This is a genomic window from Rufibacter sp. LB8 (assembly GCF_014876185.1).
GTDB lineage: Bacteria > Bacteroidota > Bacteroidia > Cytophagales > Hymenobacteraceae > Nibribacter.
This window is the reverse complement of the sequence record NZ_JADALJ010000001.1, coordinates 2069062-2086554: the sequence shown is the minus strand read 5'-3', so window position 1 is coordinate 2086554 and position 17493 is coordinate 2069062. Positions and strand designations below refer to the sequence as shown.

18 protein-coding genes are annotated in these 17493 nt (G+C 50.2%); 8 read left to right on the top strand and 10 right to left on the bottom strand.

What is annotated here, in order from left to right; genetic code table 11:
• Window positions 1-76: 76 nt before the first annotated feature.
• Both IMY23_RS08930 and IMY23_RS08925 read right to left on the bottom strand, forming a co-directional pair.
• The gene (locus tag IMY23_RS08930; RefSeq protein WP_192821751.1) at window positions 77-349 is read right to left on the bottom strand and encodes a NifU family protein; all 273 of its coding nucleotides are present in this window, start codon (window positions 347-349) and stop codon (window positions 77-79) included.
• A gap of 4 nt (window positions 350-353) precedes the next feature.
• Complete coding sequence (locus tag IMY23_RS08925; protein WP_192821750.1) at window positions 354-1457, bottom strand: Mrp/NBP35 family ATP-binding protein; 1104 nt, start codon at window positions 1455-1457, stop codon at window positions 354-356.
• 155 nt (window positions 1458-1612) lie between these two features.
• On the opposite strand from IMY23_RS08925, the gene IMY23_RS08920 reads away from it, so the two are divergent.
• The 7 genes from IMY23_RS08920 to IMY23_RS08890 all read left to right on the top strand — a co-directional run bounded on the left by IMY23_RS08920 (window position 1613) and on the right by IMY23_RS08890 (window position 8314).
• The gene (locus tag IMY23_RS08920) at window positions 1613-2473 is read left to right on the top strand and encodes a hypothetical protein (RefSeq protein WP_192821749.1); all 861 of its coding nucleotides are present in this window, start codon (window positions 1613-1615) and stop codon (window positions 2471-2473) included.
• Between the two features lie 129 nt (window positions 2474-2602).
• Window positions 2603-4591 carry a DNA primase gene (dnaG, locus tag IMY23_RS08915; RefSeq protein ID WP_192821748.1) on the top strand — a complete coding sequence of 663 codons (1989 nt, stop codon included), beginning with the start codon at window positions 2603-2605 and terminating at the stop codon, window positions 4589-4591.
• Window positions 4592-4663: 72 nt separating this feature from the next.
• A complete protein-coding gene (locus IMY23_RS08910) occupies window positions 4664-5167 on the top strand; it encodes a hypothetical protein (RefSeq protein WP_192821747.1) in 504 nt (167 codons plus the stop codon).
• A gap of 160 nt (window positions 5168-5327) precedes the next feature.
• Window positions 5328-5564, top strand: coding sequence for an antitoxin (locus tag IMY23_RS08905; protein WP_192821746.1), 237 nt, complete (start codon window positions 5328-5330; stop codon window positions 5562-5564).
• A complete protein-coding gene (locus IMY23_RS08900) occupies window positions 5564-5965 on the top strand; it encodes a type II toxin-antitoxin system VapC family toxin (RefSeq protein WP_192821745.1) in 402 nt (133 codons plus the stop codon). Before IMY23_RS08905 ends, IMY23_RS08900 begins: the two co-directional genes overlap by 1 nt.
• Before the next feature lie 196 nt (window positions 5966-6161).
• Complete coding sequence (locus IMY23_RS08895) at window positions 6162-7361, top strand: bifunctional 3,4-dihydroxy-2-butanone-4-phosphate synthase/GTP cyclohydrolase II (protein ID WP_192821744.1); 1200 nt, start codon at window positions 6162-6164, stop codon at window positions 7359-7361.
• Between the two features lie 269 nt (window positions 7362-7630).
• Entirely contained in the window at window positions 7631-8314 is a 684-nt protein-coding gene (locus IMY23_RS08890; protein ID WP_192821743.1) for a hypothetical protein, read from the top strand.
• 90 nt (window positions 8315-8404) lie between these two features.
• Here the strand turns inward: IMY23_RS08890 and IMY23_RS08885 are convergent, their stop codons facing one another.
• From IMY23_RS08885 to IMY23_RS08850, 8 genes are all read right to left on the bottom strand, one after another.
• A complete protein-coding gene (locus IMY23_RS08885; protein WP_192821742.1) occupies window positions 8405-9178 on the bottom strand; it encodes an ABC transporter permease in 774 nt (257 codons plus the stop codon).
• A complete protein-coding gene (locus IMY23_RS08880) occupies window positions 9175-10080 on the bottom strand; it encodes an ABC transporter ATP-binding protein (protein WP_192821741.1) in 906 nt (301 codons plus the stop codon). The genes IMY23_RS08885 and IMY23_RS08880 overlap by 4 nt, the downstream gene beginning before the upstream one ends.
• A 193-nt stretch (window positions 10081-10273) precedes the next feature.
• Window positions 10274-11722 (bottom strand): M56 family metallopeptidase, encoded by a 1449-nt coding sequence (locus IMY23_RS08875; RefSeq protein WP_192821740.1) that lies wholly within the window; start codon window positions 11720-11722, stop codon window positions 10274-10276.
• 1 nt (window position 11723) lies between these two features.
• The gene (locus tag IMY23_RS08870; protein ID WP_192821739.1) at window positions 11724-12089 is read right to left on the bottom strand and encodes a BlaI/MecI/CopY family transcriptional regulator; all 366 of its coding nucleotides are present in this window, start codon (window positions 12087-12089) and stop codon (window positions 11724-11726) included.
• A gap of 320 nt (window positions 12090-12409) precedes the next feature.
• Window positions 12410-14161, bottom strand: a complete 1752-nt coding sequence (locus IMY23_RS08865) for a M14 family metallopeptidase (protein ID WP_192821738.1) — start codon at window positions 14159-14161, stop codon at window positions 12410-12412.
• 46 nt (window positions 14162-14207) lie between these two features.
• The gene (locus IMY23_RS08860; protein ID WP_192821737.1) at window positions 14208-14852 is read right to left on the bottom strand and encodes a hypothetical protein; all 645 of its coding nucleotides are present in this window, start codon (window positions 14850-14852) and stop codon (window positions 14208-14210) included.
• A gap of 172 nt (window positions 14853-15024) precedes the next feature.
• Window positions 15025-15351 (bottom strand): 2Fe-2S iron-sulfur cluster-binding protein, encoded by a 327-nt coding sequence (locus tag IMY23_RS08855; RefSeq protein ID WP_192821736.1) that lies wholly within the window; start codon window positions 15349-15351, stop codon window positions 15025-15027.
• 4 nt (window positions 15352-15355) lie between these two features.
• Window positions 15356-16369: an NAD(P)/FAD-dependent oxidoreductase gene (locus IMY23_RS08850; RefSeq protein ID WP_192821735.1), complete on the bottom strand. Its 1014-nt coding sequence runs from the start codon at window positions 16367-16369 to the stop codon at window positions 15356-15358.
• Window positions 16370-16567: 198 nt separating this feature from the next.
• Between IMY23_RS08850 and lgt the strand changes: the two genes are divergently transcribed.
• The gene (gene lgt, locus IMY23_RS08845; RefSeq protein ID WP_192821734.1) at window positions 16568-17407 is read left to right on the top strand and encodes a prolipoprotein diacylglyceryl transferase; all 840 of its coding nucleotides are present in this window, start codon (window positions 16568-16570) and stop codon (window positions 17405-17407) included.
• The last annotated feature ends 86 nt before the right edge of the window (window positions 17408-17493 follow it).

Below are 17493 nucleotides of genomic sequence, written 5' to 3'. Positions count from 1 at the left end.
AAATGCCCACTCAGCCAAAGACACAACCTGCATCTCCACTAAGTGGGCATTCTAAAAAACTTATAAAGACAGAAGCCTAAAAGGCATCCATAGGCGTAAGGTTCACGGCTAAAACCGCTTTAATCTCCGGCACAGCGCGCATAATAGCCTGCTCAATGCCGCCTTTGAAGGTCATGGCAGACATAGGGCAAGAACCGCAGGCACCTACCAACTCCAGGTTCACCACAAAGTCCTCGGTGATTTCCAGGACCTTCACATCACCGCCATCGGTCTTTAAATACGGCCTGATGGAGTCCAGGGCTTGCTCCACACGCTGGAGTAAAATTTCGTTTAATGCGTTCTCTACCATATGCTTACACTTTAATTTCTACTATCTTCGTTTTGGCCAGGCTGGCGTTCCGTACCGAAATCTGGCGGGCCACTTCCTGCGCTATGTCATAAAACGCGAGGGCGGCGGGAGTACCTTCCTGCAGAATCTGCGGGGCACCGGCGTCACCGCTTTCGCGTATGCTCTGTACCAATGGCACCTCACCGATAAACGGTACGCCGTAGCGCTCTGCCAAGTCTTTGCCACCGCTTTGTCCAAAGATATAATATTTATTCTCAGGAAGTTCTGCGGGCGTAAAATAGGCCATGTTCTCCACCAAACCCAGGATAGGTACGTTAATCTGGGGCTGACGGAACATCTGCAAACCTTTCACGGCATCGGCAATGGCCACTTTCTGCGGCGTGGTCACAATAATGGCGCCGGTGACCGGTACTGTCTGCACCAACGTCAAGTGGATGTCGCTGGTTCCCGGCGGCAAGTCAATCAGCAAATAATCCAGTTCGCCCCAATCTACTTCGGTAATAAACTGCTTCAGAGCCGAGCTGGCCATGGGGCCGCGCCACACCACTGCGCTCTCAGACGGCGCCAGGAAACCGATAGACATCAGTTTGATGCCGTATTTCTCAATGGGCTCAATCAGGTTGCGGCCGTCAGGCATGCGGTATACAGCGGGCTTGGCATCTTCCACGCCAAACATGGTAGGCACACTTGGGCCCGAGATGTCAGCATCGACCAAGCCCACCTTCGCGCCAGATTGGGCCAAAGCTACGGCCAGGTTGGCGGTCAACGTAGATTTGCCCACACCGCCTTTGCCCGAAGCCACCGCAATGATGTTCTTCACGCCTTTCAGCAGGGTTTGGTTGTCTTGGCGGGCCGAGGTTACGCGCGAAGTCATGTTGACCGTTACGTTCGCCTCTTTGTCCACCATCATGTGAATTGCCCTGATACAGGCGTTCCGGATCAGGTCTTTAAGCGGACAGGCAGGCGTGGTTAGAATCACCGTGAAGGCAACGTCTAACCCATTTATCTGTACGTCCTCAATCATGTTCAGGGTCACCAAATCCTTACCCAGGTCTGGTTCCTCTACATAGCTGAGGGCTTTTAATACGTCTTCTTGGGTAATAGCCATAGAATTGGGTGCAGAATTATGCGCTTTGGCAAAGATACAAACAAACTGCCGCAAAGGGAAACGCCGCTGGATTTGCCTCGGTTTCCTAAAGGTTAGGAGTAGATTTTTGAATCTTTTATTAATAACTTAGCACGCACAGAATATAAAAAGTGGAGATGAAAATTTTATTCAAAAATGTTATCAAGAAATTTCTTTTGTTTTCAGCAGGGGTGCTTTTGTTTTCTTGTACGAACAAGGATGAACTAGAGCAACTCACAAAAGAAAAGACGGAAGTTTGGAAATCAAACCAAGCGCCAATAATCACTTTAGACGAAAATACTGATACACTTACATTTGAAAGTTACGGTGAAAATGGGAAACTAACGATAAAGATGAAATACACTGGAGAATGGAGGTCTCCACTTATAGAAACAGGACGTGTTACCTACCAAAAAACGACTGTAGGTTCTACTGTTCCCGTAGAATATAATTTACTTCCTGGTAGATGGTCATCAGTACTGCAAATGAATATGACTGATTTCACTTCACAGATAATGAAAGCTGAATTTCAGGTTAGCCTAAAAAAGTCTACATCTGGGAGCAGCCCAGAATCACCTGAAGTTCTCCATATTACAAATGGAAAACTTTTTGGGCACTATACTGTCATACCAAAAGTAATAAAGGAAGAAGTTTGGATAAGTAGTAAAAAACCTATTATTAGATATTATCCCTCTTCTCTTGGAATTGAACTTGAAAATGCGCAAGGTGAGTTGATCCTGTCATTAGGAAGTTTTACTGGGGTAAAAAAGTACACTTTTCCAATAAATTTGTTTGGTATATATAGTACCAATAAGACAGGAGAACTTTCATTATTTGACTTTTCTCCTAAAGGGGAATGTATGGTGGAAATCACTAGTTGGGATCCTGTCACGAAAAAAGTAAAAGGCCGGTTTAATCTCTATTTGGTCAACAGTATTACAGAAGAATACTTAAATTACACTGGTGGTGAATTTGAAGGAGTAGCGGAAGGTAATTAGCAAGTAAAGAATTCCTGACTATTATCAATAAGAGTTTGTTAAAGCCAGCTATACCAGCTGGCTTTTTCTTTTCGGAAAAGGGAGTGGTAGATTGTATCTTTGTCTACCGCCCCAATTTTACGCGTACCCATGGCCCTGATTAAGAAAGAAGTTGTTGACCAGATCATCCTGCAAGCCGACATAGTGGAGGTGGTGGGGGATTATGTGAGTCTGAAGCGCAAAGGCCAAAATCTGTGGGCGCCCTGCCCGTTCCACAATGAAAAGTCGCCGTCTTTTAGTGTGGCGCCCAACAAGGGCATTTACAAGTGCTTTGGGTGCGGCAAGGCGGGGAACTCGGTGCAGTTCATTATGGACATTGAGGGCACCAGCTACGTAGAGGCGCTCAAGTTCCTAGCCAAAAAGTACAGCATTGACATAGAGGAAGACCAGAGCCCGGCCGCAGTGCAGGCCCAGAACGAGAAAGACAGCCTCTACATACTCTCAGACTTCGCGAAGAAATATTTCCAGAACGCGCTTCATAAGCACGATGAAGGCGTCGCCATCGGGTTGCCGTATTTTAAGCAGCGCGGCTTGTCTGCCAGCACCATCCTGAAGTTTGAGCTGGGGTACAGCTTAGACTCTTGGGATGATTTCACAAAGGCGGCGCTGGAGAAGGGCTTCTCTTTGAAATACCTGGAGGAAACCGGCCTCACCATTGTCAAGCCCGAGGAAAGCAAGCAGTACGACCGCTTCCGGGGACGCGTGATGTTCCCCATCCAGAACGTCAGCGGCCGCACCATCGGGTTCGGGGCCAGAACGCTCAAGAGCAACGACAAAAAATCACCCAAATACGTCAACAGCCCAGAGTCGCCTATCTACCACAAAAGTGATGTGCTCTACGGCATGGCGCAGGCGAAGCAGGCCATCAGGCACGCTGACAATTGCTATCTGGTGGAAGGTTATCTGGATGTGCTCTCGCTGCACCAAGGCGGTATTGAGAACGTGGTGGCCAGTTCGGGCACGTCTCTCACGGAGAGTCAGATCAAGCTAATTGGCCGCTACACCAAGAATATCACGGTTTTGTATGACGGTGACCCCGCCGGTATCAAAGCCTCGTTGCGCGGCATCGACCTGATTCTGGAAGGTGGCCTGAACGTGAATGTGGTCTTGTTCCCAGACGGCGATGACCCCGATTCCTACATCAGGAAAGTGGGCGACACGGCTTTTAAAGCTTATGTAGACAGCCACAGCCAGGACTTTATCTCGTTTAAATCTGAGCTGTTCGCGAAGGAGGCCAAAGACAATCCTGTCAAAAAGGCCGAGGCCATCCGGGAAATGGTGGTGTCCATCGCCAAGATTCCAGATGCCATCAAGCGGTCGGTGTTTCTGAAGCAGTGCAGCATCCAGTTCGGGATTGACGAGCAGGTGCTGATTTCTGAGTACAACAAAATTCACCTCACTGAGCAGCGTTCCCAGCGGTCTTCTTCCAGTTCGTCTACGTCCAGTTATCCGCCGGCGGCGTACGCGCCCGGTTCTTTTGAGGAAATGGCCGCCGAGGCAGAAGCCGCCGCTGCTGCCGAAGCCGAAATGTACGGCGCCGAGGACCAGCAGGAAGCAGACCAAACCAGTCTGCTGCGCATGCGCGAGCGCGAAGTCATTAGGTTCATCCTCAACTACGCCGACAAGGAAGTAGAGGAGGGTGTGACTACCAGCCAGTTCATGCTGGGCGAACTGGAAGACATAGAATTCAAAACGCCCATCTACAAGCGCCTCTTTGACATGTGCCGCCTGAAACTGGAGCAGGGCTTTTTGCCGCTGGCCACCGAGTTCATGCAGCACGAGGACAAAGACATCCGGAACGAAGTCATAGACTTAGTGAGCGAGAAATACGAACTCAGCAACGGCTGGGCCACGCATGAAATCATTGTACCGCATGAAAGCGACCTGGTCACCTACGGCTCAGAGCGCGAAGTCTTGAGGTTGAAATGGCGCAACGTGCAAATCATGATTAAAGAACAGATGGACACGCTGCCCAAAATCACCAATGACGCTGATTTAGATAAGACGCTTCGGGCTATCAAAACTTTGAAGGAGTTTGAAAAGCAGATTGCTGATTTATTGGGGATTGTGGTGAGTTAGAAAGTGAAAATTTAGATATATTATATTCGTCTAATGCATAAAATATTAAGACTAAAGCACTGGCAACTGTTCTTGGCAATTATAATTACTAGTTTTATAAATGATTTTAAAACTGATCAACCTTCTGTAATTAATGAAGTTTTAACAATTGTGGAAGTTGTCGTATTAATGGGTTGGTTGATATTGACCGGGCATGAATTGTATAAAATTTTGCCGCCCAAAGTTGATCTCAACTTTACGCTGTTTATGATTAATAGCTTTCTGTGTATTGCAGCGGTTAGTAGTGCCGTTATTATACTGGGAGAAGGAGAATACTCTGGGCAAGGGTTAGTAGGATTATTGGTGTGTTATTTAATGTACGCCTATTTTCATTTGCATGCATTCACAGCCAAAGCTTTGCGGTCCATTGAACTCAGAAGAAAAGCAAGATTTGGTGATTATGTTGGTGAGTTTTTCCTGTTGTTATTTTGGCCGGTGGGGATTTGGGTTTTACAGCCTAGAATTAATAAAATCGCTATTAAAAAATTTGGCTCCATAAAACAAGAAGAAATAACTATTGATGAATTCCTGAAATAAGAATCTATTATTCTCCTTTGCTGGGGTACCACCAAAAAGGCACTTATAATATCTACCCGTTTTTAGCTTCATTTCCCAAAACGAGCCCGAAAACGCATTCTTCCAAACGAAAGTCCCAACAGAATCGTTAATTTTAGAATCACACACTAGTTTAACCAGCATGGCCTTCGAGACAATCAGCATACAGAATGAATCTGGCTCCCAAGCAATTCGTATTCCCGAGAGCCATAAAATCAACGATGATAAAGTCTATGTGAAAAGGCTGGGGAATGCCCTGTACCTTATTCCGTTTCACAACCCATGGCAGAACCTTTTTGAAAGCCTTGATAAATTCACGCCAGATTTCATGGAGAATTCAGACCAACCAGCAGATCAAACCCGGGAAGCGTTAGACTGATGGAATATCTGCTAGATACCAACATCTGCATTTACATCATCAAGAAAAAGCCTGTGATGGTGTTGGGACGGTTCAGAGGATTGGAGCTGGGTAGCGTTGGTATCTCTACCATCACCTTGGCGGAACTGGAATACGGTATAAGAAAAAGTGCCAATCCGCTCAAAAACAAAGAGGCGTTAAACCAGTTCCTTGTGCCCTTAGATATTATTGACTTTGACTATAACGCCACAATAGAATATGGCAAGGTCAGGGCTGATTTGGAGAAACTGGGCACGCCTATCGGGCCACTAGATACTTTAATTGCCGCACATGCCCTAAGTCTAAAGGTTACTCTCGTCACCAACAATGAAAAAGAGTTCTCTTGGGTGCAAGGTTTGAAAATTGAGAACTGGGCGAAGTAAGAAAGTCAAACACCTTTTGCAATTTCCCGTTTTCCGCCCCGTTTCCCAAAACGAGCCCGAAAACGCATTTTCCACGCACCCAGAGTATATTGCCCAGAACAGCCGTTAGCTTCTAAAATCCACTATCTTTGCGCATCCAAGGGCAGCAGTTCTTCCTGAGAAAGAGAAGGCTGCCTTCACTAAAGACGTAAATGTCATGCTAGACAAGATAGAAGACGCTATTGCAGATATAAAAGCCGGCAAGGTAATTATTGTGGTAGATGATGATGACCGCGAGAACGAAGGCGATTTCATCTGCGCCGCTGAGAAAATAACCCCCGAGATTGTCAATTTCATGGCTACCCACGGTCGGGGCTTGATTTGCACGCCCCTCACAGAGGAACGCTGCGATGAACTTGGCCTGGAACTGATGGTAGGCCGAAACACTGCGCTGCACGCCACGCCGTTCACCGTAAGCGTGGATTTGCTGGGTCACGGCTGTACCACGGGTATCTCGGCGAGTGACCGGGCGAAGACCATTTTAGCCTTGGCCGACCCTGCCACAGATCCAGCCTCACTAGGCAAACCCGGCCACATTTTCCCGTTGCGCGCGCGCAAAGAAGGCGTGATTAGAAGAGCAGGCCATACAGAGGCAGCCGTTGATTTGGCCATGTTGGCCGGTTTAGCTCCCGCCGGCGTGCTGGTGGAAATCATGAACGAAGACGGCACCATGGCCCGCATGCCAGACCTGGAGAAAGTAGCCGAACGCTTCGATCTTAAACTCATTTCCATCAAAGACCTCATCACCTACCGCCTGCAGAAGGAAAGCCTGATTGAGCGCGAGATTGCCGTGGAACTGCCTACATCCTGGGGGAATTTTGACTTATACGCCTACACCCAGCGCAGCAATCAAGCCAAGCATCTTGCCTTGGTCAAAGGCACGTTTGAACCCGGCGAGCCGGTGCTGGTGCGGGTGCATTCGTCTTGCGTGACCGGTGACATCTTTGGGTCTTGCCGTTGTGACTGCGGACCGCAGCTGCACCGCGCCATGGAGCGCATTGAGCAGGAAGGAAAAGGCGTGCTGGTCTACATGAACCAGGAAGGCCGCGGCATCGGGCTACTGAACAAACTCAAAGCCTATAAACTGCAGGAACAGGGCTTAGATACCGTAGAGGCCAACCTGCAGTTGGGTTTCGGGACCGACGAACGCGATTACGGCGTGGGCGCGCAGATTCTCAGAGATTTGGGCGTGACCAAGATGCGGCTGCTTTCTAACAACCCCAGAAAGCGCACCGGCCTTATTGGCTACGGCCTGGAGATTGTGGAACAGGTGCCCATTGAAATTGTGCCCAATGAACACAACCAGCGCTACCTCACTACCAAACGCGACAAAATGGGCCATACCATCCTTAAATAGTCATTATTATAGCACAACAGACGCATCGGGCGGAAGGGGTTTTCTCTTCCGCCCGACTCGTTCATAGGTGGCGCGTTTTTTGCTTAGTTCTTCACGTTCAGCAACTACCAATCAATTTTAGAAAAGGCTATCATAACATTTTGGTTAGTTATGGGTATACCTTTTGAATAGGATTATTCGTTAAAAAAGACTGGACTCAGGGAACAATATTCTCTGATTTAAGTATATTAAGAACTATATATTTAAACCGAACCTAAGCAAAGAAGAAGATGGTAAGAAAAGTGTGTGGGCTTTTGGTGATGCTTTTTATGTATGGCGCCAACGCCCTGGCCCAAGCCACCGGCTTGGTAGATGAATGGCCCCTGGGCCGTGTGTATCTCGCCTCCGGTGACTCAGTGAACGGCAGAATCACCTATCATAGAACCGAGGATTTAATCAAAATCACGAGGCCAGACGGCTCTGTGGTGGCGTTTGCGCCGGTGGCGGTGCGCGCCTTTGAGGCCGTGGAGAAAGACGGCCGGTACCGCCGCGTGTTTGTGACCCAGCGCTGGAACCTTGGCAATGACTACAGTGATTTTCTGGCCCCGGCGTTTTTTGAACAGATAGTGATTGGAAAGTACGGCCTGCTGCGCCGCGAGACCATGACCCAACGCGACATCAGCCGTGATCCTGGCTATAGAAACAGATACACTTCTTATGGCGGTATGGGTTACCCCGGCGGGCCTATGTACGTGGAACAGCGCATTGATTCATTTTTTCTGCTCTTGCCCAGCGGCAAGGTGAAGGAACTGCGCAACGTGAAGCGTGACCTGGAAACGCTCTTCGGAAAAAAGCAAAACGTGATGAAAGCCTATATCAAAGACAACAAGCTAAAGTACACCAGCCTGCCAGACCTGGCCAAGATCATCAGTTACTTCGGGAGTATTTCACAGGTGGAGGAAAAACGAACCTAACCAAAGAATGTAGAAACAGAAAAGCCGCTCTAACCCAAGAGCGGCTTTTCTGTTTTTGGCCTCGTTTCCGGAAATGAGCCCGAAAACGGCTTATAAATCGCGGGAGCGCAGCAGTGCATAGCTGAGCAGGCAGAACAACGCTATGTAGCCAATGGCCGGGGCCAGCGCCTGCATGGGCGTGAGCACTTCGGTTTCGCCCAGTACCATCTGCACCAAAGCGCTGTTGGGGTTGGGCGTAAGGCTGCCCAAGGCTTTAATGGGCAGGAATTTGTCTATGTAGTCGGGTAGTTTCCAGTGGATGAGGGGTTCCACCACCAGCGTGTAGGCCATGAACGCCAGAATGGCCAGTCCGCTTTTCTTGAACAGAAACCCGAACAGCATGGCCAGCGGCAGATACCCCAGCAGCTGCACCAGGTAATACCCCACCGACTCCAATTGGCTGAACACCTGGCCCCGGTTGGCCGCATCACCAAAATACAGCCCAAACCCCAGACCCAGCGCCACCGCGAAAAACGCGCACACCAAAGCCAGCAACACCGCCGAGGTATATTTGCCTTGCACCACTTCGGCGCGGGAGAAACCGTCTATCACCTGTTGCCTGAGCGTTCTGAACGTGTATTCATCGGTGACCAGAATTATCAATAAAATGCTGGGAATCAAGTTCAGGTAACTGCAGACGTACACCAGATTCGGCCAGATGTTGGGGAATTGATAAAGATCCGCCCCCGCCATTTTGCCGTTTATCTGCACGTGGCCGCGCACGTAGAAAAATAGGAACATAAGCAGCAGCTGCAAACCCAGAATCACCCAGAAGGTGCGGTACGGGAGAACTTTCTTGAGTTCTATGCGCAAAAGTGACATCATAGGGCGGTATCGGCTTTAATGATTTCCATGAATTGGCTTTCCAGGCTTTTCTTGCGCACGGTGAGTTGGCCCAGGGCAATGCCCCGATCAAAGAAGGCGCGGTTGAGGTCTGAACTGGTGGTGCCGTCCTGCAAAGAAAGTTGCACCTGCTCCTGCACCAGGCGGGCGTCTTTTACAAAAGGCAGCGCGCGCGCCATTTCCAGCAGTTGTGCCGCTTCGGCGCCGCCGCTGATGAACACCAGGTCGTTGGTGACCATGATGGAAGCCACCGTGCCCTGCGCTTTGAGTTTTCCGCTGCGAAGAACGGCCATGTGCGTGCAGACTTTCTCCACCTCGTCCAGCAAATGACTGGCCAGAATGATGGTTTTCCCCTGCGCGGCAATGGAAAGGATTAACTGCCGAACCTCGGCGATGCCTTCTGGGTCCAGTCCGTTGGTGGGTTCGTCTAAGACCAACACCTCGGGGTCACCCAATAAGGCTGCGCCGATGGCCAACCGTTGTTTCATGCCCAACGAATACCCTTTGAACGCCGTGCCTTTGCGGGCGCCCAAGCCCACCATTTCTAATGATCTGGCAATGTGGCGGTGGTCCACACGTTTAATGTCGGCTACAATGCGCAGGTTCTGTTCGCCGTTGAGGTAGGGGTAGAAGTTGGGCGTTTCCAGCAGCGCGCCAATGCGGCGTTTGGTGTCTTTGCCGGTGGGTTGGCCAAACCATGTGTAACTTCCGCCCGAGGCGTTAATCACATCCAGCACAATGCCCAGAGTGGTGGTTTTGCCGCTTCCGTTTGGGCCCAGGAGCCCGTAGATGCTGCCCTGCGGCACTTGTATGCTCAATTGGTCCAGGGCGTGCACGCTGCCGTAGCGCTTGCGCAGCCCCTGAATGTCTAATACGGTTGCCAAGTTGGTGAAGTATAGTGAATTGCCAATGTACAAAGCTAGAAGGATTTGCCAGATTAGCGAGGAGGCCCTTCTATTTAAACAGCAAAAAGCCCCGCTTGATGTAGCAGGGCTTTTTGCGTTTTCGGCCTTGTTTCCAGAAATGAGCCCGAAAACGGGTCAAAACTTACTAGTTAATATTTGTCTGTCAAAACAATTAACAAGTTGGGTTCAATTGGAAGGCACCGTTGTACCTAAGTGGTTGGTGACTTACACCGGCTTGGGGTTTAACCACCGGCGGCATAAACTTCACAGAGCCAGCACTATTTTTCTTTTTAGCAGGCGCAGCTTTCTTACGCACAGGTGGCGGCGGGGCCGGAAGTGAGCCGTACTTTTTCTCCAATGCGGCAACGCCTTCCTTGGTCTGGTCAAAGGTTTCTACTTCGCCGTTTTTCAGGATGATGTAGAACGTGCCCTCAGAACTGGTGAAGCCTTTCACGCTGGGGTTGCGCGCCAGGAAATCCTTCGGCCAGTCTTTTCTATAGGGTGGGGGCGGCGGCGGTGGGGGCGGAGGAGGCAACGTACCATATTTCTTAGTAGCTGAGGCTAATCCCTGCTTGGTACGCGGATAAGTTTCAGTTTTGCCAGATTTTAAATGCACATAAAAATTCTCCTTGTTCCAGCCCAGGCGCTTGACTGTGGGGTTGCGCGCCATAAAGGTGTCATAATCTTCTGGCTGGTCAGTGGCCAGGGCTTTGCTGGGTTTGTTTTGAGCAGCTTGCTGGAGCAGTTCAGCGGGATTTTCCAGAGCCAGTAATTGCAGCGAAACCAACGACAAGCCTAGCAACGGGATGGCCACCAGGAACCGTAGCGCCTGCACCCTGGCCGAGGGCGTTTTGTTCATCATCATGATTCTGTGTTTTAAAGAGTGATAACTGAAAGAAGCCGATAAAGAGAAAGGCGAGGCCCGAGCCGTTTGCAGCAAAGAGAACTGGTACCGTTTCCGGTCAATGCCCGCCTGCACGGTTTGCTGGTCTGTGAGGAATTCCAAGTTCTGTTTGAGCGCTTTGCGCAACTGCCAAATCACGGGGTTAAACCAGTGCACCAGCGTGAGCATTTCCACCAGCAGAATATCCAGGGTATGCAACTGCCTAACATGCGTGTGCTCGTGTTTGAGAATGGCTAGCCAATCTTCCTGCGGGTGCCGCTGGGCACTGAAATAAATGGTGGTCCCGAAGGAAAACGGGGGCAAATCCTGTGCAACTTCCCTAAACGCTATGCCCTGATAACTTTTCGGCGCAGATTTCCGATGAATGCTGTACAAAGATGCCAACTGCACGCAGAACCGAACGGCCATCACACAAAACCCCAGCCAAAACAGCCAAACCGGAATCAGCCCGTAATCAAACGCCGTCTCTTGGGTCACTGGCTCGTAGGCAGGCCAGGCATACACATAAATAGAAATGGTCTGGTAAAGCTGGGGTTGCTCCAGAAATAGTTTTTCAAAGTCAACCAGCGGCAGCACCGCCGTTAACACCAGACCCGCCAACAGGAAAAAGCGGTTCCAGGTGTAAAACGTAGTTTGCCGCAGGGCCAGTTGGTACAGCAAGTACAACAGCACCAACCCCACGTTCACCTGCAACAGATACAGTAACAGCTTCGGCATATCAGTCGGGTTTTTGGTTTTCAATCATCTGTACAATCTCTTTGAGCTCCTCTGGGCTGAGTTGTTTCTCCTTCACGAAGAAGGCCACTAGTTCTTTGTATGAGTTCTGGAAATAATTGCCCACAAAGCCCTTCATGAACTTCTTCTTGTATTCCTCAGCTTTAATCAGCGGCGAGTAGCGGTAGGTGTTGCCCAGCTTTTCGCCCTGCACAAACGCCTTTTTCTCCAGGTTTTTCACCGTGGAAGCCAGCGTGGTGTAGGGCGGCTTGGGCTCCGGAAGCTTCTCCAGAAAATCTTTGATAAAGCCGCCGCCCAATTCCCAAATCACCTGCATGGCTTCTTCTTCCTGCTGCGTTAATTTTTCCATAGATTCTGTCTGTCTGCGAGATGTTCGTAGTGTTACGATTATTTAGTAATACTACGAATAATTCGTAATAGTTGTATGTGTTCGGTTGGAAAAAAATTTATAAAAATAAAAAAGCCACTTCCCGCATTGAGAAGTGGTTTTTTTATTGAGTCGTTTTCGGGCTCGTTTTCAGAAATGGGGCCGAAAACGGAATTTTAGAATTTCATTTACACGCACATTGTTCCCCGTTGAAGGGGGACAATGTGCGTACCCAAAAATGGCAAGGCGACAACTTCCGTTTTCGGCTTCATTTCTGAAAACGAGCCCGAAAACGAAATTACTTACTTCACCGGCAAGGCGCCACCCAGCCAACGCGCCACGGGGTAACGGTTGTGCGTGGTTTCATAGTGCGGCGTTTTGCGGTAAATGAAGTTGAGTTGGGCCTGGGCGCTTTTGGCCAGGGCGGGATCTTTGGCTTTGGCGGCATCCAGCGCAGCTTTCAGTTTAGGGTCTTGGGTGAGGTACTGCGCGGCCAAATCCTCAAACACGTAAGCCGAGAAATGTTCTTTCTGGCCCAGCACCGAGTCAAAGAAATTCCACGCGAAGTACGAGTCCGGGGCTTGCGGTTCCAGCACTTCCACCAGAAAACGGTTGCTCACTTGGTTCAGGTAGACCACGTAATCACCGGCGTAGTATTGAATGGGCTGCTGCGCTTTTCGCACCTGTACGTCTGTGTGCAAATAATGGCCTTCATAGGGACGCTGACCGGTTTTGTAGTCAGTGATGTAATAGGTTTCTGGCGTGAGCACGGTGTCTTTTTGCAGGCGCTTCAACGCTACCTGGTTCTGCTGCAGGCGCTCAATGACCTCAGACCAGGCCTGCGGAATGATGTAGGCTACCGGCTTGCTCACCGAAAGCGTAGGGCGAAACGTGTCAAAGAATTTCACTGGTCTGGTAAAAGGCGCGTTGCGGTCATAGTACAGGCGCTCCAGGCCACTGACTTCGCTGGGTTTGTACTTCGCCTCAAAGCCTTTAAACTGGATGGTTTCTACCTGTGTGGTGTCGGCCGTCCAGTTCAAGGCAAATTCCTGCTGGGTTTGCACCGCGGCGCGATCTTGGGCTCTAGCGGCCTGTATGGCTTTTCCGTTTTTGGCGGTGTAATCCAGGAATTCCAGCATCAGGTCATAGGTAGAGGCCACACGTTTGTCAAAAGACTTGAGCATGTGCGTCTCCGGAATAAAACCCAGGGTTTGGAACAGCGTGGTGTAGCCGCTGGCGTAGCGGGGCATGTCATTGAAGCCGAAAATGCCTGTTTCCGGCGTTTCGCCGCGCGAATTCACGTACGGCACCAGAGGCCATTTGCGTTTCTCCATGCCTTTGTAGAGCGCGGGCAGCATCTGCTGTTTCAGAAGTTTGCCCAATTCGCCGCCCAGTTTGTTGTGCTGCGTGGGAATCAAGGTCATGGTGTACTGGTAATCGGCGCCGTTGCTGGTGTGGTTGTCCACGAACACCTCAGGGTCCCAGGTCCGGAAAATAGTGGCGAAGGTCTGGGCGTTTTTGGAGTCTTCCTTGATAAAATCTCGGTTCAAATCTAAGTTGCGAGCGTTTCCCCTGAAACCGTAGCTTTCTGGGCCATTCTGGTTGGTGCGCGTGTGGCTATTTCTGTTGAGAGCCCCGCCCACGTTGTAGATAGGAATTATCACCACTACCACGTTGTCCAACTGCTTTCTCAGGTTCTTATTCAGCATCAGGTCACGCGCCAGCATCATGGTGGCGTCAATGCCTTCGGGTTCACCCGGATGAATGCCGTTCTGCACCAGAATGACCGTTTTGCCTTTCTTATGAATAGAAATCGGGTCGAAATCTTGGTCCGTGGAAAGTACTACCGTGTGCAATGGTTTGCCGGCATCGGTCATCCCGATGGGCATCATTTTAATCTCTGGGTATGCCTGGTCCAGACGTTCATAATAGGCAATGCACTCCTGGTAAGTGGCGGTCTGGGTTTTGTTGCTTTTCTCGTAAGGCGTCTGCCAGTCGGGTTTTTGCGTGGGGGAAAGGAGTAGGCTGAAAGCGGTCAGCAGGTTCAGGAACATAGGTGCGTTGGTCTAGAATGATGAACGGTGTTTTCTAAGTCGGAAATCAGTTTTGGTTCTGAAGCAGGATTTCTTCGCCCTTGATTTTCTTGATGGCTTTGATGCCGTTATACAACATGGTGATGAACAGGATTTTGATGAACAGGCCCGTCACCGGGTTACCACCAATCTCTGTGGACATGTAAAACGAAAAGAAAATGTCCAGCACCAAAAGGCCGATAGCTAAATATATAGCACCAATAGAAAGTCTTTTCTGAATGAAATAACCCAAGCCCAAGTAGAAGGCTCCAATCACGGCGGAGGTAATGCCCAGACCCAGCGTCTTCAGCAATTCAATCTGCACTAGCTCAGACAGAATGCCCAGCAGAATATTGAAAGCGCCAATAAAATAGAGTACGGCCACGGCGGTTTTCAACTGCTGGTGTGGGTCAGAACCGCTTCCGGGCAAAGGGTTGCCGTTCAATAGCAGTTCCAGGGAATGGCTAATGCCGTCTTGCTTGAGCTGCACAAACAATTCCTTTCCTTCGGCCAGCTGAAAACTTCGGCCTTCACGCAGTTCTTTGGCGGTGGCAATACTGCCAATTTCCTCTCCGTCAATTGTCAGCACCATGTTTTTCCAGTTGAAACCCCAGCGCAAGGTGAGAATTTGGGCGGGGTCAGTGTTGGGAATAGTGTAGGTGCGGATGGGCATGGCAACGATGCAAGTTGAATGAAACTACAAGGTAGAGCAGAACCGCAAGAAAGCAAAGAAGCCTGCGGGTTTCCGTTTTCGGCTTCATTTCCAGAAACGAGGCCAAAAACGGAAAAAGCCCGGCCTCTTATGAAAGAAAGTCCGGGCTTTTATAAATCGAATTCAAAAATGCTTATTCAAAATCAGCCATCACGCGCAGCACCGCACCGTCTAATTCTGGCGTGACTTTGATTTGGCAAGACAGGCGGCTGCCGGGGCGTTGGTCGGGGAGGTTCTCCAGCATGTAGAGTTCATCGTCTGAGGGCTCCGGCAATTCCGGCGATTCCAGAAGTTCCACGTGGCAGGTGGCACACAGGGCCATTCCGCCGCAGGTAGCCTGTATGTTGAACTCGTGGGCTTTCAGTGCTTCCATTAAGCTCAGGCCCATGTCGGTAGGCACGGGCACGGCTTCGCGGGCACCGGCGGGGTTTTCTACGTAAACGGTGATGTCTTCTTGCATGGCATTACATGGTGGGCACCCCGTTCACGGTAGTGTATTTCAAAACGAATTTCTTGTCTGGGTTGATGATGGAGTACGCACTCTGCGCCATCAAAGCGGCTTCATGGTACCCGCAGAGAATCAGCTTCAACTTGCCGGGGTAGGTGTTGATATCGCCAATGGCGTACACGCCGGGTATGTTGGTGCTGTAGTCAAAAGTGTTCACCACAATGGCTGACTTCTCCAGCTCCAGGCCCCAGTTCTCCAGCGGTCCCAATTTAGGCACCAACCCGAAGAGCGGGATAAAGTAATCTGTCTCAATCTGGAATGCCTCGCCGCCGTCTGGCACCACGGTCACCGCGTTCAGTTGGCCTTCGCCGTGTACTTCGGTCACGTTAGATTTCAGTAACAGGCGCATATGGCCTTCCTCCGCCAAACTAGCCACTTTTGCCGCCGACTCTGGTGCGCCTCTAAAGGTAGTGCCTCGGTGTACGAGCGTCAGTTCTTCAGCAATGTCAGCTAAGAAAATAGCCCAGTCCAGGGCCGAGTCGCCACCACCAGCCAGGACTACGCGTTTGCCGCGGTAATACTCAGGGTCCAGAATCATGTAGTTCACGCCCTTGCCACCTTCATAATTGGTCAGGTTGTCAATGGCGGGCTTGCGTGGCTCAAAAGAACCCAGGCCGCCAGCAATGACTACCACTTTACAGAAAACTTCGGTGCCCTCTGAGGTGGTGACTTTAAAGCTGCCGTCTTCTTGTTTGTCTAAAGTTTCTACGCGCTCGCCCAAGGTGAACGTGGCGTGAAAAGGGGCAATCTGGTCCATCTGGTTTTTGATCAGGTCGCCGGCCAGAATGGTGGGGAAGCCGGGAATGTCATAGATGGGTTTCTTAGGATAAATTTCAGACAATTGCCCGCCCACCTGTGGCAGGGCGTCTATCACGTGGCACTTCATTTTGAGCAGACCGGCCTCAAACACCGCGAAGAGCCCCACCGGACCGGCTCCAATAATACAGATATCAGTAGTTACTGTTGACATACAAGGTTATAGTTCAAAGTGCAGCCCTTTTCAGTGAGCCGAACAAATTCTAAATCACACACAACCGCTTAACGCTGGGTTTTGCGTTTGCGCCTGCAAAGTAACATCATTTTAAGGTAAAGTGTTTCGCTAGTTGCAGATATGCTTCTTGTGGCCTATGGATTAAATTGTAATTTTAGCCCCACTAACTACTAAACCATGCTGAATTTCATCACTTGGGATGTTTCCCCTGATATTTTTTCCATTGGCCCGGTGACCGTTCGCTGGTACGGACTGCTGTTTGCCATGGCGTTTGTCTTGACCCAGCCCCTGGAGAAATACATCTACCGCAAAGACGGCCGCACCGACGAGGACGTGGACATTCTCACAATGTACATGATTGTGGGCACGGTCATTGGCGCGCGCCTGGGCCATTGTTTGTTTTACAACCCAGACTATTACCTGTCTAACCCGCTGGAAATTTTCAAAATCTGGGAAGGCGGCCTGGCCAGCCACGGCGGCACCATCGGGATTCTCACCGCGCTGTATATGTTCTGCCGGAAATACAAGTTCAACTACCTCTGGGTCCTGGACCGCATTGTGATTGTGGTGGCCGTAGGCGGCGCCTGTATTAGAACCGGTAACCTGATGAACTCAGAAATCATTGGCAAGCCTTCTGGCGCGCCCTGGGCGTTCAAATTCATGCGCAACGCTGAAACCTTCAACGGCGTGCCGGCTTACGTAGACCCGCGCCACCCCAGCCAGTTGTATGAAGCCCTATTCTGCGTGGTGCTGTTCCTGCTGCTGTTCTTCCTCTGGAAAAAAGGGGCCGGCATGGTCAGAGGGTTGCTTTTCGGGTTGTTCGTGACGCTGTTGTTCTCGTTTAGGTTCTTAGTAGAGTTCACCAAGGAAAACCAGGAAAAATTTGAAGACGCCCTGCCCCTGAACATGGGCCAATGGTTGAGCATTCCGCTGGTGCTGGTGGGAATTGCCGTGCTCTTCTACGCCTACCAAAACCGCCGACAGCCCTCCCTGCCCATGACTACCAGTTACAAATAGCGTTTTCGGGCTCATTTCTGAAAATGAAGCCAAAAACGGCGTCTCCTCAAATTGAGAGGACGCCGTTTTTTTATGTTTTTACAGCA